The organism is Actinoplanes sp. NPDC051470, assembly GCF_040682035.1.
Lineage (GTDB): Bacteria > Actinomycetota > Actinomycetes > Mycobacteriales > Micromonosporaceae > Actinoplanes.
This window is the reverse complement of record NZ_JBFBAA010000009.1, coordinates 146,929-166,847: the sequence shown is the minus strand read 5'-3', so window position 1 is coordinate 166,847 and position 19,919 is coordinate 146,929. Positions and strand designations below refer to the sequence as shown.

Below are 19,919 nucleotides of genomic sequence, written 5' to 3'. Positions count from 1 at the left end.
CTTGCCGACGGCACGGACTGAGTTCCGTGACGAGGAGGTGGACTCGCTCCTCGTCGCCGGTCGCAAACTCCTCCGTCGGGAACGGATCCTCACCTTCACCGTCCTGACTGTGCTCGCTCTCCCCGTGGCCGCCGGGGCCCTCCTTGCCGGCATGAGTCTCTGAGCCACCCGCACCGATACCGATTGTCGTGAGTCGTCAACGCGTGTGCCGTAGCGTTTGATGGAGTCGAAAGATCTGGTCGGCGGTCTTGGTAGCGAGCTGCGGGGCGTGGGCGCGCGAACTCGACCGCTCCCGGTCAGATGCCGGCCGGCAGCGGAAATCCGGTGCCGGTGAGGCTCTCGGAGATGTCCCACAATCGTCTCGCGATGTCGTCGTCGAGCGCTTCGCCGGACACCTTTTCGAGGGCGGCCGGGCCGCGTACGCCGAACAGGCTGGGACCCGAGAGGCTGGCCGCGGGCACCTCACCCACGGTGGCCAGCAGGGTCGGCCGGGCCCCGCCCTCGGCGCTCTGGGCCAGGAGCCGCGTGCCCAGCACGAGCGCGCGGTCGACGATCCGCCGGCCGGTGGTCATCGTGAATCCGGTGGCGGCCCAGCCGGGTTCCGCCGCGGTGGCCCGGACCGATGAGCCGGCCTCGGTCAGGCGGCGTTGCAGCTCGCGGGTGAACAACATGTTGGCCAGCTTGGTCTGGCCGTAGGCGCCGAACGGGCGGTAGGGCCGCCGTTCCCATTGCAGGTCATCGAAGCCGATGTGCGCGTCGCGGTAGTTCCGCGAGGTCACCGTGACCACGCGCCCGGTGATCCGGCCGACGAGCAGGTTCGTCAGGGCGAAGTGCCCGAGATGGTTGACGCCGAACTGTCCTTCGAAGCCGTCGGCGGTCAGGCGGCGGGTGGCGGTCATGAAGCCGGCGTTGTTGATCAGGTAATCGATCGGGCCGTCGAGCGTATCGGCGAACTCACGCACCGAGGCCAGGGAACCGAGGTCGAGCGGGCGGGACTCGGCGCGGGCACCGATCTCGGCGGCGGCCGCGCGGCCGCGGGTCTGGTCGCGTACCGCGATGACGACCCGTGCGCCCTTGGCGGCCAGCGCGGCCGCGGCGGCCTTGCCGATGCCGCTGCTGCCACCGGTGATGATCGCGGTGCGGCCCGTCTGATCCGGGATGCGCATGGTCATCGCCCGGCCAGAAGTCTGTCGATGGTCATACCGGGAATGACATCAACGGGCCGGCTTCGTCGTCCAAGACCTGTATCGCACCTCGTGATGCGGGAAACGCATGACGCGGGGCTACCCTGGAGCGATGCCTCCCGATCTGGACCTGCGGCTGGTCCGGTACTTCACGGTCGTCGCCGAGCGGCTGAACTTCGCCCGCGCGGCCGAAGAGCTGCGCGTGGCCCAGCCGTCGCTGAGCCGGCAGATCCAGCGTCTGGAGAACGTGCTCGGCGTGCGGCTGCTGGAGCGCACCACCCAGGGCAGCCGCCTCACCGCCGCCGGCGCCGCCTTCCTGCCCCAGGCTCAGCGCCTGCTGCATGACGCCGGGCGGGCGATCCAGGCCGCGGTGGCTGCGGCGCCGGCGCGCACGATCACCATCGGGTACGCCGACGATCTCGTCGTCACACCGGCGGTCCGCAACCTGCGCCACCGCTTCCCGGACGCGCACGTCCGTACCCGTCATCTCGCCGCCCAGGACGCCGCCACCCTGCTCGACCGGCGGGTCGACGCCCTGGTCACCCGCACCCCGCTGCCCATCCCGGCCGAGAAGATCGAGGTGACGGTCCTGTACGACGAGGCCCGGGTCCTGCTCGTGCCGTCGTCGCACCCGTTCGCCGGCAAGGACGCGGTCACGGCCGCGGACATCGCCGCCGAGCCGCTGGTGGGCTGCACCGGCATGGGCGCCGGGTGGACGACGTTCTGGCGGCTCGAACCCCGGCCGGACAGCGAACCGGCACCGCTCGGTCCCACGCTGGCCGAGACGTACGAGGACAAGCTCGAAGCCATCGCCGGCGGCACCGCCATCGCCGTCGTCCCGGCCGGCGACCGCCGCCACACCCTGCGCCCGGGCCTGGCCACCGTGGCCCTCGACGACGTCGAGCCGTGCCAGGTGGTCGTGGCCGTGCGGGCCGCCGACCCGAACCCGCTGGTCGCCGAATTCGTGCGGTCGGCCCACGACCTGGTGCTGCCCGAGGCGGCGTAGGAAGCAGGCGCGGGTCAGCAGCCGATGAAGCGTCGGTCGCCCGACCAGCCGGAGTTGGCCCAGGTCGCCGGGTCGGGCGGGCGGAAACCGGGGTAGAGCTCGGCGAGTTCGCGGAGCAGCCAGCTGGTGAAGCGCGCGGCGCCTTGCGGGCAGGTGTGGATCCCGTCGGAGCTGCGGTCCGCGACGCCGTTGCGGGTCCGCTGGTAGGTGGTGCCCCACACCTCGGCGGCGTCGAGCACGACGGTGCCGGCGCCGACCGCCCGGGCGGCATCGGCCGCGTTGGCGAGTTCGTCCATGTGTGGCTCGTAGAAGTCGTCCGGTTTGATCGGGGGCATGGTGACGAAGACCAGCCGTGCCCCCGACTGGGCCACGGTGGTGGCCAGTCGCTCGTAAGCGGCCTGCTGTTCCTGCTCGCCGCCCCAGTCGTAGGTGGTGATCTGGTAGATCACCGTGCTGGGCCGGGCGCCGGCGAGACGGTCCGGGAGCGTCCGCCACAGCTGTTCGGAGACGGGGCCGACCACGGTGCCGCCGCCGTCGGAGGCCATCGAGTGGAACTCGACCCCGGCGGCGCCGAGCGCCACGTTCAGGGGCAGCGCCTGCCCGGCGGCCACGGAGTCGCCGAGCAGAATCACCCGGGTCGGTCCGGCCGGAGGGGCGGCGGACGGCGCGCCCGGTCGGTCGTCTCCGACCGAGCAGCCCGCCGTCACCACGAGGAGCGCCGCCAGTCCGAGCATGAGCCTGTCGCGTCTGATCATGGCGTCGAGCGTGCCGAGCACGTGTCCCGGCCGGTCCGGGATGATGTCGCAGGTGTGTCGCAGCGGCGGCCGGGATCGGTGCGGACTGGCACGCCGGCGGCATACTGCCTGGATGGCATCGGTGCTGCTCATCGAGGATGATCCGCTGGTGCGGCGAGGGCTGCGGCTCGCGTTGACCCGGCACGGTCATGACCTGCGTACGGCCGGCTCGGGCGAGGCGGGGCTGGACGAGTTCCGGTCCGCGCCACCGGATCTGGTGGTGCTCGACCTGATGCTGCCGGGCATGGACGGCATCGAGGTGTGCCGGCGGATCCGGTCCGCCGGCGAGGTGCCGGTGATCATGCTCACGGCGCGTGGTGACGACTTCCACGTGGTCGACGGCCTGGAGGCGGGCGCGGACGACTATGTGATCAAGCCGGTGCAGCCGACGGTCCTGGACGCGCGGATCCGGGCGGTGCTGCGGCGCAGCGTCGGCGCGCCGGACGGCACCAAACTGTTCCGGGAGCTGGTGATCGACACCGTGGGGCTCGCCGTCTCGGTGGGCGGCCGGCCGGTGGCGCTGACACCGACCGAGCTGCGCCTGCTGCTGACCATCTCCCGGGCCCCGGGCCGGGTGTTCAGCCGGCAGCAGCTGCTCAGCGAGGTCTGGGAGCAGGACTTCCTCGGCGACTCCCGGCTGGTCGACAACTGTGTGCAACGGCTCCGGGCCAAGATCGAGACTGACCCGGCGGCACCGGTCTACGTGCAGACCGTACGCGGCTTCGGGTACCGGTTCGGGCCGTTGTGAGGCCGCGCGGGCTGCGGATGCGGCTGGTCGTCGCCTTCGCGCTGGTGGCGGCGCTCAGCGTGGTGGTGACGGCCTGGGCCAGTGCCCAGTCGGCCCGTGCCGCCCTGGTCGCCTCCGCCCAGCAACAACTGGTCCGCGGCGTCGCCGAGCAGATCGGCGCGACCGCACCCACCCTCACCTATCCCCCGGCCCAGGACAGCCTCGACCGGCTGCGGGCCGCGGTCGGGGCGAACACGGTGGTCGTCTACCGCTCGCTACGCTCCTCGGCCGGCGACGGGCCCGGCCTGATCACCGCCGAGCTGCGCGGCGCCGTCGCCGCCCGGGAACGGCTGGTGACCCAGCGGATCGTCGCCGGTGACCGGCCATGGCTGCTGATCGGCACCCCGGTGATGATCACCGCGCCGGACGGCGCGCGTTCCGCCTCCGGGATCCAGGTGTACGCGGCCCGCGATCTCACCGCCGTCGACCGCCAGGTCGACCGCCTCGTACGCTCCACCCTGGGCACCGCGGCGCTGGCGCTGGCCCTCGCGGTCCTGCTGGCCCTGGTGGCCGCGGGCAGCGTCCTGCGTCCGGTGGCCAAGCTCCGCGACACCGCGCGCCGGCTGGCCGACGGCGACCTCGGCGCCCGGACGCCGCCGCGGGGCGCCGACGAACTGGCCGAGCTGACCGTCACCGTCAACGAGATGGCCGCATCGGTGCAGACATCGATGGCCACGATGCATCGGATGCAGACCGAGGCGCGGCGGTTCGCCGCGGACGTCTCCCACGAGCTGCGTACGCCGCTGAGCACGCTCACCGCCGTCGTCGAGGTCCTCGGTGACGCCGCCGACGCGATGGACGCCGACGCCCGCGAGTCGGTGACGCTGGCCATCATGGAGACGAACCGGCTGGTGGCGCTGGTCGAGGATCTGATGGAGGTGTCCCGGTTCGACGCCGGCACGGCCGGTCTCCGGCGGGAGGTGATCGATCTGCCATCCGTGGTCCACGGCACGCTGCGCGCCCGAGGCTGGCTGCACCGGGTGACCGTGTCGGCGCCGGACCGGCTCGAGGCGCGGCTGGACCCCCGCCGGCTCGACGTCATCGTCGCCAACCTGGTCGGCAACGCCCTGCGGCACGGCGCTCCGCCGGTGCGGGTGAGTGTTTCCGCCACGGCCGCCGAGGTGCTGATCGAGGTCACCGACGGCGGCCCTGGGCTGCGCCCGGAGGCGCTGCGGCACGTCTTCGACCGCTTCTGGAAGGCGGACGCCGCGCGGACGCGTACCCCGGGAAGTGGTCTTGGTCTGGCCCTGGCCCGCGAGAACGCGCGCCTGCACGGAGGCGACCTGACCGCCGGGAACACCGGCACCGCGGGAGCCCGGTTCGTGGCGGCGCTGCCGACCGGATCGGAGCAGGGATGAGACGGGCCGGGTGGATGGTCGCGGTGCTGCTGCTCGCCGGGTGCGGCATCGAACCGACCGGCGTGACCGACGGCGGCGACGCCCCGACCGGCGTGGCGCCCGGCATGACGCTGTATTTCGTCGATGGCACGGGCGCGCTGGTGGCGCAGCAGCCCGACACCGACCGCCTCGGCACCATCTCCGACGCGGTGTCGCTGTTGCTGGCCAGCTCCGGAACCCCGCAGCGGCGCACCGAGATCGCGGACGTGGGCGTGACCCGGGTCGGCGTCATCGTCGCCGGTGACGTCATCGAGCTGCGGGTGCCGCTGGCCGGACGCGACGTGACCGCGCGGGGCATCGACCAGATCGTGTGCACGGCGATCGCCGCCCATGTGCAGAGCGGAGGATCCCTGCGCAGCACCGTCCGGATCATCTTCACCGTGGCCGAGCCCGCCGCCGACCGCGCCCGCACGTGCCCGGTGATCGGCTGATCAGCCGAGTTCGGTGACGTCGACGACCGGCGCCGGTGGTGCGGGCAACGCCGTCCACAGCAGCAGCAGCGTGGCCGCCGACGCGACGACCGCCAGCACACCCCGCCGCCCCCGAGCCCACCCGGCCCGGAACCGGATCGGGTCCTCGACCAGATGTTTCGACAGCAGCGCCAGAACGGCCGACACCACGCAGACGAGTACGGTCCAGGCCCAGCCGCCGAGCCCGGTCCGCCGCGGGGACAGCAGCAGGATCACCGGCCAGTGCCACAGATACAGGCTGTAGGAGAGCTGTCCGAGCCACCGCAGCGGCCACACCGCGAGGACCCGGGCGGTCACCGACGTCGGCCGGCCGCCGCAGAACCCGATCAACGCCGCGGACGCCAGCGAATGCGCGAGGAGCCCGCCGCTGAACAGCCACGCCGACGTCGCACCCTCGGCCAGCACCCAGATCGCGCCGATCCCGGCGACCACCACCAGCCCACCCACCTCGGCCCATCGCCCGGCCACCACCCGGCCCAGCCAGGACCGCACCGGCGCGGTGGCGACGAAGGCGCCCAGCAGCAGCGAGAACGCCCGGGTATCGGTGCCGGTGTAGACCCGGCTCGGATCCGCCGGATCGACCAGCACGGCCATCAGCGTCACCGACACCGCCGACAGCAGCAGAGCGACCACCGCGACCCAGCCATCCGCGCGCCGCCCCCGCCGCGCGATGAGCAGGACGATCACCGGCCACATCAGATAGAACTGCTCCTCGACGGCGATGCTCCACAGGTGTTCGAACACCCGCGCGGCACCGAACCGGTCCCAATACCCGGCCGAGTCGGCGAGCAGATGCCAGTTGATCAGGTTCGCCAGCACCCACGGCCCGTCCGCGAGCGTCGAGCGCACCAGATCGTCCGGCATCAGCGCCCACACCAGCACGCTGACGCACCCGAGCATGAGCGCGAGCGCGGGCAGCAACCGGCGGATCCGCCGGCCCCAGAAGGACCTCAGGGACACGCCGCCGGTCGATCGGACCTCGCGCAGCAGCAGACCGGTGATCAGATATCCGGAGAGCGCGAAGAACAGATCGACCCCGAGGAACCCACCGGCGAGGTTCCCGGTGTGGAACATCAGGACCCCCACGATGGCCGCGCCCCGCAGACCTTCCAGCGCGGCCACGTACGGCGTGTGCACATTCACCATGCCCCGACCGTCGGCCATCCACGTCGAGACCCGGTCCGACCGACGTCCTGATCGTGTCGCAACCCGAGCCGACGCAGCGAAAGCCCGAGGCTCTTCAGGATTCGCGTCGAGACGCCGGCGTCGGGAACCCGGGAAACTGGTTCCGGCCCCGCGCTGCCTCCCCCGGGGCCGCGCGGCACAAGCGTGTGCGTACGCTGCTCACGTGGGCGAGGGACAACTCACAGCGCGAGGCGGCCGGCGGGTACGCCTGACCTACGCCGGGTTCCTCGCCATCACGCTGATCATGACCGCGATCGTGGCTACCCTGCCGATCATCTTCGTCGTCGCGCTCCCGGAGGAGCCGGCCCTGATCGTCGTGCTCCCCACGACGGTGATCTTCCTGGTCCGGGTCGCGTTCCTGATGACCGCGCTCATCCAGGGCCTGCGGTCGGTCCCCAGCGATCGTGTCCGTTCCATCCCCGCCCGCGTCGACTGGATCATCGCGGCGGTTCCCGCGATCGCCGGCGTCATCGCCGACAGCTTCCTCGACGGTGAGCTGGGCCTGATCGTGGGCGTCGCGATGACCGCGGTCTGTCTGTTCCCGGCATGGGCCAGCGACACCGCGGCCCGTCTCGCCGACGCCCGCCACGCCGGCCGGCCCTGACTCACTGGTGAGCGTCTCCGATCGGGTCGCCCGGACGCTACCGCACCGCGCTTGAAGGCGGCTGACGGCGCCGCGCGCCAACCTTCGACGGTTCCCCGGCAGGCGATCCCGGTGAAGTGCAGCGACGCGGATGCGTCCCTCATCCCTCGAGCGTCACCGCCACCGGGGCGTGGTCGGATGCGGTCGTTGTGCCGACCCGTACGTCGGTCACGCGCAAGCCGCCCAGCACCAGGATGTGGTCGATCTCCTCGACCGGATTGCCGGCCGGGAACGTCGGCACCGGACGGAAGGGCGCCAGGCCGTCGGCCAGGCCACCGTCGCGGAAGAGGCCCATCGTGGTGCCGTCCGGCGCGATGTTCAGGTCGCCGGCGATCACGGTCGGGCCGCCGCCGAAGCCCTTGGCGAACGCGGTCAGGGCGCGGGCCTGCGCGTCGGGGGCGCCGTCGGGAGGCGGTTGCAGGTGGGTCGCCACCACGGTCCACTCGCGGCCGGCGACCGGCACGGTGACACCGAGGGCCTGCGCGCCGGTCGGTGCGCCGGCGGCCGGCAGAACCAGGCTGCGCACGGTGCCGACGCGCAGGCGGGTGAGTATCGCGTCGCCCCAGACCGGGTCGGCGGCCGGTGCGAAGTAGGCGTGCATGTCCAGCCGGCGCGCGAGCAGCGCGAGGTCGTCGTGGCCGCCGTTGAGCAGCCAGGCGCGGTCGACCTCGGACAGGGCGACGACGTCGGGCCGCTCCACGGCGATCGCCCGGGCGGTCGCGTCCGGGTCGAACCTCCCGTTCAGCCCGAAGCCCATCCGGATGTTGTAGGCGACGAGCCGCAGCCGGGGCTGGTCCGGCCCACGCCGGTCTCCGCTGGTCCGCGCCACGCCGGCCAGGCCGGTCGAGACGCCGAGCAGCACGACGGCCGTCACCACCACGGCCGGTCGTACGACGGTGACCCGGGCCGGACCCGGCGCACGCCAGGCGTAGACCGCTGTGGCAAGGCCAACGGCGACGGGCACCCACTGGTTCGGATAGCCGATGTCGTAGGCCGCGTAGTACGCGATCGCGGCGAGGCCGAAGACCAGCACCCCACCGACGAGCGCGTAACCACGGTGCTTCGCGCGTTCCGCGGCCAGTCCGACGCAGATGCCGAGGGACGGTGCGGCGAGCAGGATGGCGACCGGCAGCCAGCGGCCACCGGCGTAGGCGAATACCACGGTGCCGGCGACGAGCCCCAGCCCGGCGGCGAGCCGCAGCCGTTCCGGTGGGCTCACGGCGGACCAGAGGAAGAGCAACGCGCCCGCGACGCTGATCGGGGCGTACAGGAAGGGGCGGTTGGTGTCCTCGAAGGGTGCGCCCAGGTAGGACAGCGCGACGGAGTTGAGGGCCGGTGAGACGGCAAGCATGCCGGCGAGCAGCAGGGCCGGGCCGACGATGAACCAGCCGCCGGCCGGCGACTCCGGATCATCCTGGTCACCGGCGGACAGCCACAGGAACGCGGCCACCTCCGCGAGCCCGGCCAGCCACGCCCACCAGCTGGTGCGCCAGCTCAGGTCGACCATGCCGAGCACGGCGTGCTGGATGCTCGCGGCGGCGATCCCGAGCGGCACCCCCGGGCTGACCCGGGCGCCGCGGTCGGCCGTCGCGGCCAGCCAGCCGATCCCGGCCAGCAGCCCGGCCGAAGCGAGGTAGAGCTGCGGCCGGCCGCCGTGCACGAAGAGCAGGGCGGCACGGGCGGCGCCGAGGAGCACGGCAGCGACGACGGCGACCCGCCGCGGGCCGAGCCACCGGCACAGCGGGGGTGCGGCGAAGCCACCGAGGAGCCAGACCAGCCCGAAGGCGCCGAGGAGCCACGCCGGGGTCGACGCCGCCTGTCCGAAGATGGTGATGATCGACGGCAGCCAGACCCGGAGCACGTCGACGAACAGCAGGACTCCCACCGCGAGCCCGAAGGCCCGGCGCGCAACGCCACGGAGTTCCATTCCTGGACGGTATCCCTGCCTACCGGGCGGCCTCCCACATCCGGACGTACGCCTCGGCCCCGGACAACAGCTGCTGCCGCAGCAGGGTGCTGTCGCCGCCGGACTGCTGGATGAGGTCGGTCGTCCAGTCGGCGAACAGGCCGTACTGAGCCGCGCCGTCGGTGTTGACGTCGAACGTCCGCGATCCGAAGACCTGCTTGGTCACCGTGGTGCCGTTGGGCGCGGTGAACGGGTAGACCAGCGGGTCGGCGGCGGCGTCCGGACGTGGGTTCGCCTGATCGCCGAGGCCGTTGACGTCGGTGCCGTAGCCGTACCCGGTGATGGCGCTGCCGTGCGGCCCGGCGCGGTTGGCGCGCCATTCGCTGAGGAACTCCGGTACGGAGTTCGCATACGTCGCCACGAAGCCGCCCAGCGCCAGCACCCGATCGATGATCGATGGATCGGACCAGCTGTGCACCGAGGTCACGCCCGGGTAGCCGGCGGCCGCGGCCAGGTCGAGCACCGCCTGCACGGTCTTCACACTCATGTGGTCGACGTGGATGATCATGCCGCGGTCGATCATCTTCTGGATGAGGTAGCGGCCGAGGGTGGTCAGCCCGCGGGTGTTGCAGATCTTGCCGCTGGGGTAGACCGGCAGCACGGTGCCGGGCGGCAGGTTCACGACGCCGAGGCTGAGCAGCCGGACCAGGTCGTCGTTGACGAGCGGCTGCTCGTTGTCGGACGGGCCGCTGCAGCTGGTGGCTGTCCACCAGTGCCCGGTGGACAGCAGGTTGCCCACGTTGACGAACGCTCCGCTGAGGCCCGAGTCGAACCGGGTGCCGCCGAAGGCGTTGTCGAACTTGTGCACCGGGTAGAGACCGGAGACACCGATCGACTGCAACTCGTCGAGGCCGGCGTCGATCTGGGCGGTGGTGCACTGCGGGACGTCGTTGATCTCGCGGCAGCCGAAGATCTCGGAGTTCTCGACGCCGATCGTCACGGCCAGCTTTCCCTGCGCGGCGATGGCGCGTACCTGCGCCGGCGTGGTGGCGATGCGGAACCAGCCCCGGCCGGCGCCGCCGCTCTGCGCGTCGATGTAGTCCTGCATCGAGTACAGGTACCGGGACTGGACCCGGATCTGATCCATCTCGTCGCACGAGGTGTCGCGGTACGGGAACAGCTCGCAGATGGCGCGGTTCGCCACCAGCAGCGCGTTGAGCACGCGTTGGCCGGCCCGCCAGGAGCGTTCGATCCCCCGGTAGTACGACTGCTCGTGCAGCAACGAGTTGTGCTGCGGCCAGTCGCCGAAGGTCGGCCAGCCGTCCTCGGGAGAGTTCACCGGGTCGGTTCCCCCGACGATCGCCTCGAACAGGGCACCCACGTTGAGGCTGCGGTGCGTGTCGCAGCCGGCGAGCGCCGTCTGGACGCCACCGGAGGCCCACGCCTCTCCGCAGTGCATCCGCCCGCCGAACGCGGCGGCCGCGGTGATGTGTGCGTGGGCGTCGATGGTGCCCACGAGCCGGCCGCTGCTGTCGACGCCGGGCGCGGCGGTGCCGCTGACGCCGGGATCGATGTCCGGCGGGGTGTAGCAGCCTGTCGCGGTGGCCAGAGCGACGGTGTACGACGATCCGGCCGCTCCGAGCCGGCCCAGGAGCGAGCCCATGACCTGGCCGGTGGCGGTCGCGGTGAACCGGTACCGGTCGCCGGTCTTGGTCACCGTGAAGTCGGCCCGGTCGCCGTACGAGTCCCCGGCGAGGACAAAACCGACGACGCTCTGGTACGCCGGTCTGCCGTCGGAGCCGAACACCTCGTAGCGGCCGAGCTGGGTGGCCTCCAGCCGGAACGGCGTGGCGCCGGCGACGGCGGAGGTGAAGCCGTAGCCGGCACCGCTTCGCGCCACGTAGCCCACCGGGCTAGAGCCGTTGTGGACCTGCAGCGTTGCGCATGCGCCGTCGAGGGCGTCGGCGTCGGGCGTGATCGGCGCGGCCTGAGCTGCGGGCACGGACACGACCGTGGCCACGGCGAGCGAGAGGAGCGCGGCCACCGGGTAGGCGGATGTGCGGTTGCGGCGGAATCGGTGGCGCAGCGACAGGGACATGGCGGCGGTCCCTTCTTGCAGGCCGGATGGCTCGCTCCGGCGGCCGAAGTTCATTGAGCGTCAGACAGGCATCGGTTGTTGTCAAGACGTCGCATCAATGGATCAAGGGAGCCGGTGTCGCCGGGGCCATAGGCCTGTTGGTCGGTCAAGAGCAGGAGTAACGTCCGGATTCGCCACCCAAGGACATAGAGGAGCAGCGATGAACCGCTTCGTGCGCGGACTGCTGGCAGCGGCGCTCGGGTTGCCCCTCGCGATGTCCACCACGACGCAGGCGGCCCAGGCGGATCAGAAGTGTCGTGACTGGATCGGAGTGACCTTCGACGACGGTCCCAGCCACTACCGGAGCGCGACCCTGCGAACCCTGCGCCGTAACGGCGTTCCGGCCACCTTCTTCGACGTCGGCATGCGCGTCGAGGCGAATCCGCAGTTCGCCGCGTTCGAGGCTGGTGAGGGTCACCTCGTCCTCAACCACACCTGGAGTCATCCACACCTGCCCACTCTCACGCCGGCGCAGGTGCGGTCGCAGGTCCTCCGGACCCAGCAGGTGCTTCGCAAGGCCGGCGCGCCGATGCCGTTCAAGCTTCTGCGGCCTCCGTTCGGCGACACCGATGACGCCGTCCGGGCGCAACTGGGCCGCCTGGGCTATCACTACGTCAACTGGGACGTGGTCGCCGTGGACTGGGACGTCGCCACCACCAGCGACGAGATCCGCGACACGATCGTGCAGGCCCTGCGGCCGGGACTGGTGATCCTGATGCACGACGGTCCGATCGACTCCGCGGCCGGAGCCGCCGTCCAGGCCGCGCTGCCGCAGGTGATCCACCAGGCCCAGCGGTCGGGCTACTGCTTCGGCCTGCTGAACGCCGTCGGCGAGGTGGTTCCGGCGCGGCTCCACGCTGGGCGGACGCCCGTTCCCCGGGTCGTCAACCCGGTGCCCTACCTGCCGCTCGGGCCGACCAGTGGCGACGTCCTGCCCCCGCAGCCGTACGCCATCGTCGATCCGGCCGCGGAGCTCTGACCGTCCAGGAATCGGCTTGCGGTAACGGCGCCGCCGCCAGCGGCGCCGGGTGTCCCGGATACACGGGGAGCGGCAGATGTCTGAGTTCACCGCCCATCACGGCGTTGACAGCGCCGGACGGGTTCGACGACCTGGCCGATGTGAGGACGCGTGATCATGGATGGGGCTCGGGCGATGTACTCGGCATGCTTATAACAGCTGCCATTGTTGGTACGCCGCACCGGTGCATGTCGCTAGTCCGACGAGCTCGCCTTCGACCGTGCTCCTGTTCTCGACTTGAAGACAGTGGCCGTTGAGCGCGGAGCGGAACTCGTAGATGCCGACGGTTCCAGGCAGGAGCGTCTTATCCCCAGTTCTGGTTCACCGTGCCGTTGCAGGGCATCTGAAACGCGTATCCGCCGAGCGCGGTCAGGCAGAAACCGGTGTGCCGGACTACGATCTGCCGAACGGGCGTGAACAATGGTATGCGCCATATCTGGTGTTCTCCGCCGAAACATGGCCATTGCTGGGCCCACCATCCAGATTCGCTGCTGCCCCCGGCAATTTCGAGGCACTGGTTACTGTGCCGGTTGACCACTTTGTAGTAGGGATATGCGGCGGCGCCGGGAGTGGCAGTCGTGCCGATGATGGCTGCGGTGGCCGCGAGTGCGGCAAGCGCCCGACGGATGTGTCGATTCATGGTCCCTCCAGAGAGATGCAACGACGGCGGCGCACCGCACGCCGCGCAGGTCGCTACGGATCCGGGCGATGTTCCGCTAGTTACGATGGGCCGGTCGGGGGCTACAGCGGGATCCGTACACCTACGTATCGGCTCGATTTCGATACGTATTGTGAGCGCGCCGAAAGACCCTGCGCCGAGCGCGGTGGCCGTACCCAGCGTGGTCTTCAGCTCGGCCGGCGGCGCCGAACGCAGCCCGGGCGTACCGCTCTACGAACTGAAGCGCCACGTCGAGGACGCATCTCCAGAAGTCCGGCCTGCGGACGACGCTCGTCCGGGCGGTCGCTACATCGACCGCCTGGTGCTCGTGGTCGCGCCGACGGGCATCAGGTGGTGACGGTGTCCGGGGCGGGAGCCGCCGGCCGGGGGCGACGCCCGGCGGCCCAGGCCCAGAGCGCGAACCCGATCGCGATCGCCAGCATGGTCAGCACGCCGCGCGGCCAGAAGATGTGGCTGTCCAGGAACGAGTAGCCGGCGCCGAGCAGAACGACCGTGCCCGCGAGGACGCCCGGACCGTGCCACGTCAGCAGCGCCACCGTGCCGGCCAGCACGGCGACGAGCAGGGCGTAGACGCCGGCGCGACCGATCTCGTCGGCCACCTCGTACAGGGCGAGCACCAACCGGCGCAGCTCGGACGGATCGCCGGGCTGTCCGGCGACCGTGCCCGCCCCGATGCCCGCGACGGCGTCCAGGCCCGTGTAGCCGACCGCGTAGACCGCCGCGCCCGCCCACGCGACAACCGTGGCCACTCCGGCCACGTCGGCACGCGGACGCCCGCGCAGCAGCACGACGAAGCCGAGAGCCAGCAGCGGGAACAACGGGAGCAAGACGATGTGCAGGTGGACCCAGTCGTGGGCGGTCGTGGCCGACAGGCCGCCGGGGTGCGCCAGCCCGGCCGCGGCCAGCAGCAGCGGTCCGACCGTCACGAGCGGCAGAGTCCACCCACCTCGGGCGGCATCGCGCGGTGCGGGCCTCAACGGACGAGGTGCGTGGTGGGGCGTTCGAGCCGCACCCCGTCCACGACGACGTCGACCTTCTCGTTGTAGAACGCGATCAGTCCCGCGATCGGCAGCAGCTGACGCGTCGGGAGGTCGTAGGTCCAGGCCCGGTCCGGCTCGACCTCGTCGCCGAGCCGGACCGACCAGTAGCCACTCGTGTTCCCCTTGTAGGGACAGGACGTCATCGTCCCGCTCGGCACCAGGTGGGTGAAGTCGACGGCGTGGCGGTCGAAGTAGTACCGCGTCGGCAACCCCGTCTCGAACACCATCACCGGCGCCGACGACTGCGCCAGGAGCACGCCGGCCGACTCGATCCGGACGGTCCGGGTGGAGCGCAGGGCGTCAACCCTCGTGTACGGGTTCCGCGGATGCACGTACACCTGCTCATCCTCTTCGAACCACGCGTCCAGCGCGTCCCACTCGAAGCGCACCGTCGACTCCAGCCCCGCCTGCGCGCCCTCGCCGTAGACCTTCGCCGCGTTCGGCCGGTCGACCGTGCCGGCTCGCAGGGCATGTCCCTGCGCCGGACCACGGCGCGATCGCAGCACGCGTCCCTCGTCGACCAGCATCGAACGGTCGACGTCGTCGAGCGGGATGTAGTACTGGGGATAGTTCGGCCACTCCCAGACGTACAGGGCGTTGACGGTGTCGAACACCAGCCGGCCGCCCACCTCACCGCGCACTCGCCGCGGAGCCGGCTCGACGGTGCCCGTCACGGCGATCATGCGTGGGTAATCAGCCATTCTGTCGTCCTGATCCCTCGGCGGTGCGGACGTCTGACGCTGGAACCACCGTAGAGCCGCAGGTCCGGCCGAGCCTGCTTTCCGACCTTACGGCTCCCTTACGGTGGATCACGCCCGGCGGGGTGTTCCGGGCGGTCACAGCCTGCGGTGCTCCGGACCGGACGCCGGCGGCGACTTCTCCGGCAAGAGTGCCTCAAGACGGGCCGCTGACGGCCGATGATCATTGAGTGGCATCCGGCCGCGGCCGACAAGGAGCGAAGGTTGTGATCACTCGAGCGGTCGGCCTGGTGTTCGGGGCGGCCGCCACGCTCATCGGCCGGTTGCGGTATGCGCAGAAGTTCTTCGTGGTGGGGCTGGTGCTCCTGCTCCCGCTGGGATTCGTCGCCGCGGCGTACGTCGAACTGCAGCGTGACCAGGTGGCCTTCAGCGCCAAGGAGCGTGACGGCGTCGCCTGCCTGGCCCCGCTGGCCCACCTGGCCTCCCGGGTCGCACAGGCCCGCCACGTGGCGGTCACCGGCGACGGGGGCTCCGTGGTGCTCGACCGCGAGATCAGTACGGTGGACGCCGTCAACCGGCGCCTGACCTCGATCCTGGGCACCGGCGACGCGTGGGCGGGCGCCCGCGGGCTGATCATCGCCGCGCAGTCGGCCACCGGCCCGGCGAGCGAGCGGTACGAGGGTTACAACGCGGCGATGCAGTCGATTCTCGATCTGATCGTCCGGGTCGGTGACGCCTCCAACCTGACCCTCGATCCGGACATCGACAGCTACTACCTGATGGACACGCTCCAGTTCCGGCTGCCGGTGGTGCTCGACAACGCCGGGCGGAGCGCGGATCTGGCCGTGCTGGCCGCCTCGGCGCCCGCCAGTGCCCGGACGGACGCGCTGATCGACCTCGGGCTCACCAACGGCGTCCTCACGGCGACCCGGGCCACTGTCGCCCGCGCGGTGGCGACCATCATGGCCAAAACCGCCGACTCCGGCGTACGCCTCGACACCGGCGCCAGCTTCCGGCGGCTGGACGACGCGATGGCGAGGCTGACGGCCACCCTGGCGGCGGCCGTCAAGGACCGCCGCCCGGGCGACATCCCGGCGGACGTCTCCGACGCCGTACGGGTGGCCGCCACCGACTTCGCCGCCCAGGCCGCGACGTCGCTGGACCGGCTGCTGAGGGTCCGGATCGACGGTTTCTCGGGCCGGGCCGAACGCGTCGAGCTGGCCACCGGGTTGGCGGCGCTGCTCGCCGCGTACCTCTTCGTGGGCTTCTATCTCTCGGTCGCGTGGCCGATCCGGCGGATCATGGCGACCCTGCACGCCGTCGCGGGTGGCGATCTCACGCGGCGGGTCGCGGTGGACACGCGGGACGAGCTCAGCTCCGTGGCCCGAGCGCTCAACGAGACGGTGGCCAGGACCGAAGCCGCGACCAACCGGCTCGCGCAGCAGGCCACCCACGACACCCTCACCGGGCTGCCGAACCGGGCCCTCGTGCTGGACCGGCTGGAGCAGGCCCTGACCCGCAGCCGGCGCGACGGCACCCTGATGGCCGTCCTGTTCATCGACCTGGACCGGTTCAAGCCGATCAACGACTCGCTCGGGCATCACACCGGCGACGAGGTCCTCATCGAGATCGCCGGCCGGCTGACCACGATCTCGCGCGGCGGGGACACGGTGGCGCGGCTGGCCGGCGACGAGTTCGTGGTGATCTGCCCGGACCTCGTGGTCCCGGACACCGCGACCGGGACGGCCGACCTGATCATGACGGACCTGAGCCGGCCGATCATGGTCGGCACCGGCGCCGCGGCCCGGGAGGTCACGGTCGGCGCCAGTGTCGGGATCGCCTTCGCGGACCAGACCGGCGACCAGACCCCCGAGGACCTGGTACGCGACGCCGACGTCGCCATGTACCAGGCGAAGCAACGCGGCCGCGGCCGGGTGGTGATCTTCAACGAGACCCTGCGGACAGCCGTCGAACTACGGCTGCGGACCCAGGAGGAACTGCGGCACGCGATCACCGGCGGGCAGATCCGCCCCCATTTCCAGCCGATCGTCGACGGCGTCACCGCGTCGGTCGTCGGGTTCGAGGCGCTCGCCCGCTGGCAGCACCCGGCCCGCGGGCTGCTCGGGCCGGGCGACTTCATCGAGCTGGCCGAGGAGACCGGTCTGATCGTGCCACTCGGGGCCGAGATCCTGGCCCAGGCCTGCGCCCGGACCGTGCGATGGCAGCAGCATCAGCCCGGTCTGCGAGTGGCCGTGAACGTCGCGAGCGCCCAACTGGCCGACCCGTCGTTCGCCTCGACGGTCGCCGCCGTCCTCGCCGAGACCGGACTCGAAGCGCACGCCCTCTCGCTGGAGATCACCGAAACCACCCTCATGGCCGACACGAACGCGGCCGCGGAGACGCTGCGTGCGATCGCCGCGCTCGGTGTCCGCCTGGAGCTCGACGACTTCGGAACCGGCTACTCCTCCATGACCTACCTGCGTCGCTTCCCGGTGCAGGCGCTGAAGATCGACCGGTCCTTCGTCGCCGGCATCGGCCACGACCGCGAGGACGAGGCGATCGTCGAGATGATCCTCAACCTGGCTCAGGTCCTCGACCTGCGCGTCGTGGCCGAGGGCGTCGAGACGGCCGACCAGCTCGCCCGGCTCCGCCGGCTGGGCTGCCCGCTGATGCAGGGCTTCTACTTCGGCCGGCCGATGCCCGCCGAGCAGATCGACGACTTCCTGCGAGCCCCGCAACCCATCCTGTCCTGAGCGAGGCCGGAGCTCGCCGAAGCGCCCGATCAGTGCGGGTGTTCGCCCAGCAGGCGGGTGGCCGGCACCGCGGCCCGGGTTCGCCGTGTGCTGATCATCCTCCGGGTGGACTGGTTCACAGGGGATAGTCGCTGACCTCGTCGGTCCGCAGCTGCCAGAGGGCGGCGACGGCGGCGAGCACGCCGATCACGAGTCACACGGTGAACGCACCGAAGAATTCCGGCGGCGACGAGGATCAAGGACCCGGTGCAGGCCGACGTCGTCCACGTGCTCGTCCGGTCGACGGCTCGCAACCACTCCTGCAGTGGGCCGTCGGACATCCGGCGTACGACGGCTCCTTCTGACCGTCCGCCCAGGACGTCACGAGCGGTCAGGTCTGCCGGTCGATCCGGTTCCGGAGCTCGTGCAGGCGTAGTGCCACCTGCAGTTGAAGGGCTCGGTCCGGGGTACGCCATTGGTCGCCCAAAATGCTTTCGACGCGGTCGAGTCGTTTGAGCAGGGTGTTCGTGTGCACGTGCAGGGCGCCGGCGGTACGGGCGAGGTTGCCGGAGTTGCCGAAATACGCCGACAGGGTGGCGACGAGCCGGGTCGATCGGCGTTGGTCGTAGGCCAGCAGGGGCGCCAGCGACTCGGTGAGGAATCGGTCGAGGTCCTGCGCGCGGCCGGGGTCGAACAGCAGCGCGTACATGGCGTACGGCTCGGTCGTCGAGCCCTGGTCCGTCAGGCCGAGACCGAGCATGAGGTCGCAGCACTTGCCGGCGATCTCGAACGCGCGTCCCCAGGTGCCGTCCGGCACGCCTTCGGCGACCGCCCGCACCGGTGAGCCGAGTTCCCGGCGGAGGCGGCCGTGCACTGTCGCGGCGAGTCCGGCGGGGTCATCCGCCGCGGCCAGCAGAGTGGCCCGTCCCAGGTGTTCACCGGCCAGCCCGTTCCACTCCCGCGACATGGCGTGCAGCCGGCGGCTGACCTCCGACGCCAGCTTCGTTTCGGCCTGCACGACGACGATGACGTTCAGCGAATCGACGTCGACACCTCGGGCGTGGGCGCGCGCCCGCTGGGCCGGGCCCACCGGCGGGGCGCTGACCAGCAGCTCGGTGAGCAGCTCGCCGCTGACCCGCTCCTCGGCCTCGGCGACGGCGGTCTCCTTGAGGATGAGCAGGCCCATGATCTGGGCGGACCGTTCCAGGGTGCGGATGTCGACCGGGGTCGGCTCCTCGTCCCGGGTCAGCAGCAGGGCGCCGAGGTGTGTGTCGCCGGCCTGGATGGCCGCCGCGCTGTGCCAGCGGCCGGCGCCGTCGGAGGTCGTCGCCCACCGCCCGGACCGCCGGGCCTGCTCAACCGCGTCCGGCGTCGACCCTGGCGAAGGCCGCGCGTCGGGCGTGTCCGGCGAGCACCGGGCGGTGATCGCGCCGTGCCGGTCGAACACGGTGACCACGCCGTGCAGGTGCTCGACCAGCAGCGTGGCGATCTCGGTGGCGCCGCCGCCCTTGAGCACCACGGTGGCCAGGGACTCATGGACCGACTGGGCCCGTTCCATCATCGCGATCTGGCGTTCGATGGTGAGGTACGCGGACTGGAGCTGTTTGAGGGCGGAGCGGCTCTCGTCGTACAGCCGGGCGTTGTTGAGCGCGATCGCCGCGTGGTCGGCGAACGCGCTCAGCAGGGCCACCTCGTCGTTCTCGAAGGGCCGCTCGGTGCGGTCGGCGACGAACAGCGCGCCGATCACCTTCTCCCCCACCAGCAGGGGGACGCCGAGCAGCGCGACCATTCCCTCGGGGGCGACGAGGTCGTCGAATTTCTGGTCGTGCGGCACGTCACGCGTGTTCAGGTAGTTGCTCACCCAGGCGGGGGCGCCGGTGGCGATGACGCGGCCGCCGACGCCGGTCCCCCACGGCACGCTGGCCTGGTTGAAGGTCGGCGAGATGGTGCCCTGCGAGGCCTTCAGCGTCAGTTTGCCCTCGGGCGTGAGGAGCGAGAGGTACGTGATGTCGGTGCCGATCAGCTCATGCGCGGCGCGGACGATCGAATCGAGCACCTCGTCGATCTCGCCGAGGGCGGTCAGCGAGCGGGCGGTGGCGTACAGCGAACTGAGCTCTCGCTCTCGCCGCAGGCGATAGGACGCCAGATCCGCGCTGGACGTCTCAGGTGTGGAGGGGTCACTCAGTGGACTATCTCCCCACCTCGTTGCGCCGGACAGTGTGCTGATCATCCCTCACCGAGTG

18 protein-coding genes are annotated in these 19,919 nt (G+C 71.4%); 8 read left to right on the top strand and 10 right to left on the bottom strand.

Features of this window, described 5'->3' with window-relative positions; genetic code table 11:
- Positions 1–296: 296 nt before the first annotated feature.
- Entirely contained in the window at positions 297–1,172 is an 876-nt protein-coding gene (locus AB0M54_RS18285) for an oxidoreductase (RefSeq protein ID WP_364324580.1), read from the bottom strand.
- A gap of 124 nt (positions 1,173–1,296) precedes the next feature.
- Between AB0M54_RS18285 and AB0M54_RS18280 the strand changes: the two genes are divergently transcribed.
- The gene (locus tag AB0M54_RS18280; RefSeq protein WP_364324577.1) at positions 1,297–2,190 is read left to right on the top strand and encodes a LysR family transcriptional regulator; all 894 of its coding nucleotides are present in this window, start codon (positions 1,297–1,299) and stop codon (positions 2,188–2,190) included.
- Positions 2,191–2,204: 14 nt separating this feature from the next.
- On the opposite strand, the gene AB0M54_RS18275 is transcribed toward AB0M54_RS18280, so the two are convergent.
- Positions 2,205–2,945, bottom strand: a complete 741-nt coding sequence (locus tag AB0M54_RS18275; RefSeq protein ID WP_364472563.1) for an SGNH/GDSL hydrolase family protein — start codon at positions 2,943–2,945, stop codon at positions 2,205–2,207.
- Between the two features lie 112 nt (positions 2,946–3,057).
- On the opposite strand from AB0M54_RS18275, the gene AB0M54_RS18270 reads away from it, so the two are divergent.
- Genes AB0M54_RS18270 through AB0M54_RS18260 form a run of 3 tightly spaced genes read left to right on the top strand, consistent with a single transcriptional unit; the run spans position 3,058 to position 5,599 of the window.
- Entirely contained in the window at positions 3,058–3,732 is a 675-nt protein-coding gene (locus AB0M54_RS18270) for a response regulator transcription factor (protein WP_364324570.1), read from the top strand.
- A gap of 17 nt (positions 3,733–3,749) precedes the next feature.
- Positions 3,750–5,129, top strand: a complete 1,380-nt coding sequence (locus tag AB0M54_RS18265) for a HAMP domain-containing sensor histidine kinase (protein WP_364324567.1) — start codon at positions 3,750–3,752, stop codon at positions 5,127–5,129.
- On the top strand, positions 5,126–5,599 hold the full coding sequence (locus AB0M54_RS18260; protein WP_364472561.1) for a hypothetical protein: 474 nt from the start codon (positions 5,126–5,128) through the stop codon (positions 5,597–5,599). Before AB0M54_RS18265 ends, AB0M54_RS18260 begins: the two co-directional genes overlap by 4 nt.
- Here the strand turns inward: AB0M54_RS18260 and AB0M54_RS18255 are convergent, their stop codons facing one another.
- Positions 5,600–6,784 carry an acyltransferase gene (locus AB0M54_RS18255; protein ID WP_364472559.1) on the bottom strand — a complete coding sequence of 395 codons (1,185 nt, stop codon included), beginning with the start codon at positions 6,782–6,784 and terminating at the stop codon, positions 5,600–5,602.
- A 202-nt stretch (positions 6,785–6,986) separates the two neighbouring features.
- Here AB0M54_RS18255 and AB0M54_RS18250 point away from each other — a divergent pair, with 202 nt between their 5' ends.
- Positions 6,987–7,427, top strand: a complete 441-nt coding sequence (locus tag AB0M54_RS18250; protein ID WP_364472557.1) for a hypothetical protein — start codon at positions 6,987–6,989, stop codon at positions 7,425–7,427.
- A 139-nt stretch (positions 7,428–7,566) separates the two neighbouring features.
- Here the strand turns inward: AB0M54_RS18250 and AB0M54_RS18245 are convergent, their stop codons facing one another.
- On the bottom strand, positions 7,567–9,393 hold the full coding sequence (locus AB0M54_RS18245) for an endonuclease/exonuclease/phosphatase family protein (RefSeq protein ID WP_364472555.1): 1,827 nt from the start codon (positions 9,391–9,393) through the stop codon (positions 7,567–7,569).
- Between the two features lie 19 nt (positions 9,394–9,412).
- The gene (locus tag AB0M54_RS18240; protein ID WP_364324552.1) at positions 9,413–11,470 is read right to left on the bottom strand and encodes a hypothetical protein; all 2,058 of its coding nucleotides are present in this window, start codon (positions 11,468–11,470) and stop codon (positions 9,413–9,415) included.
- Between the two features lie 199 nt (positions 11,471–11,669).
- On the opposite strand from AB0M54_RS18240, the gene AB0M54_RS18235 reads away from it, so the two are divergent.
- A complete protein-coding gene (locus AB0M54_RS18235) occupies positions 11,670–12,488 on the top strand; it encodes a polysaccharide deacetylase family protein (RefSeq protein ID WP_364472553.1) in 819 nt (272 codons plus the stop codon).
- Positions 12,489–12,677: 189 nt separating this feature from the next.
- Here the strand turns inward: AB0M54_RS18235 and AB0M54_RS18230 are convergent, their stop codons facing one another.
- Both AB0M54_RS18230 and AB0M54_RS18225 read right to left on the bottom strand, forming a co-directional pair.
- Positions 12,678–12,806, bottom strand: a complete 129-nt coding sequence (locus AB0M54_RS18230; RefSeq protein WP_364472707.1) for an RICIN domain-containing protein — start codon at positions 12,804–12,806, stop codon at positions 12,678–12,680.
- Between the two features lie 25 nt (positions 12,807–12,831).
- Positions 12,832–13,167: an RICIN domain-containing protein gene (locus AB0M54_RS18225; protein WP_364472551.1), complete on the bottom strand. Its 336-nt coding sequence runs from the start codon at positions 13,165–13,167 to the stop codon at positions 12,832–12,834.
- Positions 13,168–13,318: 151 nt separating this feature from the next.
- Here AB0M54_RS18225 and AB0M54_RS18220 point away from each other — a divergent pair, with 151 nt between their 5' ends.
- The gene (locus tag AB0M54_RS18220) at positions 13,319–13,543 is read left to right on the top strand and encodes a hypothetical protein (RefSeq protein WP_364472549.1); all 225 of its coding nucleotides are present in this window, start codon (positions 13,319–13,321) and stop codon (positions 13,541–13,543) included.
- Here the strand turns inward: AB0M54_RS18220 and AB0M54_RS18215 are convergent.
- Positions 13,533–14,132 carry a hypothetical protein gene (locus tag AB0M54_RS18215; RefSeq protein WP_364324540.1) on the bottom strand — a complete coding sequence of 200 codons (600 nt, stop codon included), beginning with the start codon at positions 14,130–14,132 and terminating at the stop codon, positions 13,533–13,535. The two genes, AB0M54_RS18220 and AB0M54_RS18215, sit on opposite strands and share 11 nt — an antisense overlap.
- 47 nt (positions 14,133–14,179) lie before the next feature.
- Entirely contained in the window at positions 14,180–14,947 is a 768-nt protein-coding gene (locus tag AB0M54_RS18210) for a DUF427 domain-containing protein (RefSeq protein WP_364472547.1), read from the bottom strand.
- A gap of 263 nt (positions 14,948–15,210) precedes the next feature.
- Between AB0M54_RS18210 and AB0M54_RS18205 the strand changes: the two genes are divergently transcribed.
- Entirely contained in the window at positions 15,211–17,697 is a 2,487-nt protein-coding gene (locus tag AB0M54_RS18205; RefSeq protein WP_364472545.1) for an EAL domain-containing protein, read from the top strand.
- 370 nt (positions 17,698–18,067) lie between these two features.
- Here AB0M54_RS18205 and AB0M54_RS18200 read toward each other — a convergent pair whose 3' ends face one another.
- On the bottom strand, positions 18,068–19,906 hold the full coding sequence (locus AB0M54_RS18200; protein WP_364324526.1) for a GAF domain-containing protein: 1,839 nt from the start codon (positions 19,904–19,906) through the stop codon (positions 18,068–18,070).
- Positions 19,907–19,919 lie beyond the last annotated feature (13 nt).

Excerpts from the sequence above, each read along its gene's own strand:
- AB0M54_RS18285 (WP_364324580.1), bottom strand. The coding sequence starts at position 1,172 with ATGACCATGCGCATCCCGGATCAGACGGGCCGCACCGCGATCATCACC.
- AB0M54_RS18280 (WP_364324577.1), top strand. The coding sequence starts at position 1,297 with ATGCCTCCCGATCTGGACCTGCGGCTGGTCCGGTACTTCACGGTCGTC.
- AB0M54_RS18275 (WP_364472563.1), bottom strand. The coding sequence starts at position 2,945 with ATGATCAGACGCGACAGGCTCATGCTCGGACTGGCGGCGCTCCTCGTG.
- AB0M54_RS18270 (WP_364324570.1), top strand. The coding sequence starts at position 3,058 with ATGGCATCGGTGCTGCTCATCGAGGATGATCCGCTGGTGCGGCGAGGG.
- AB0M54_RS18265 (WP_364324567.1), top strand. The coding sequence starts at position 3,750 with ATGCGGCTGGTCGTCGCCTTCGCGCTGGTGGCGGCGCTCAGCGTGGTG.
- AB0M54_RS18260 (WP_364472561.1), top strand. The coding sequence starts at position 5,126 with ATGAGACGGGCCGGGTGGATGGTCGCGGTGCTGCTGCTCGCCGGGTGC.
- AB0M54_RS18255 (WP_364472559.1), bottom strand. The coding sequence starts at position 6,784 with ATGGTGAATGTGCACACGCCGTACGTGGCCGCGCTGGAAGGTCTGCGG.
- AB0M54_RS18245 (WP_364472555.1), bottom strand. The coding sequence starts at position 9,393 with ATGGAACTCCGTGGCGTTGCGCGCCGGGCCTTCGGGCTCGCGGTGGGA.
- AB0M54_RS18240 (WP_364324552.1), bottom strand. The coding sequence starts at position 11,470 with ATGTCCCTGTCGCTGCGCCACCGATTCCGCCGCAACCGCACATCCGCC.
- AB0M54_RS18235 (WP_364472553.1), top strand. The coding sequence starts at position 11,670 with ATGAACCGCTTCGTGCGCGGACTGCTGGCAGCGGCGCTCGGGTTGCCC.
- AB0M54_RS18225 (WP_364472551.1), bottom strand. The coding sequence starts at position 13,167 with ATGAATCGACACATCCGTCGGGCGCTTGCCGCACTCGCGGCCACCGCA.
- AB0M54_RS18210 (WP_364472547.1), bottom strand. The coding sequence starts at position 14,947 with ATGGCTGATTACCCACGCATGATCGCCGTGACGGGCACCGTCGAGCCG.
- AB0M54_RS18200 (WP_364324526.1), bottom strand. The coding sequence starts at position 19,906 with ATGATCAGCACACTGTCCGGCGCAACGAGGTGGGGAGATAGTCCACTG.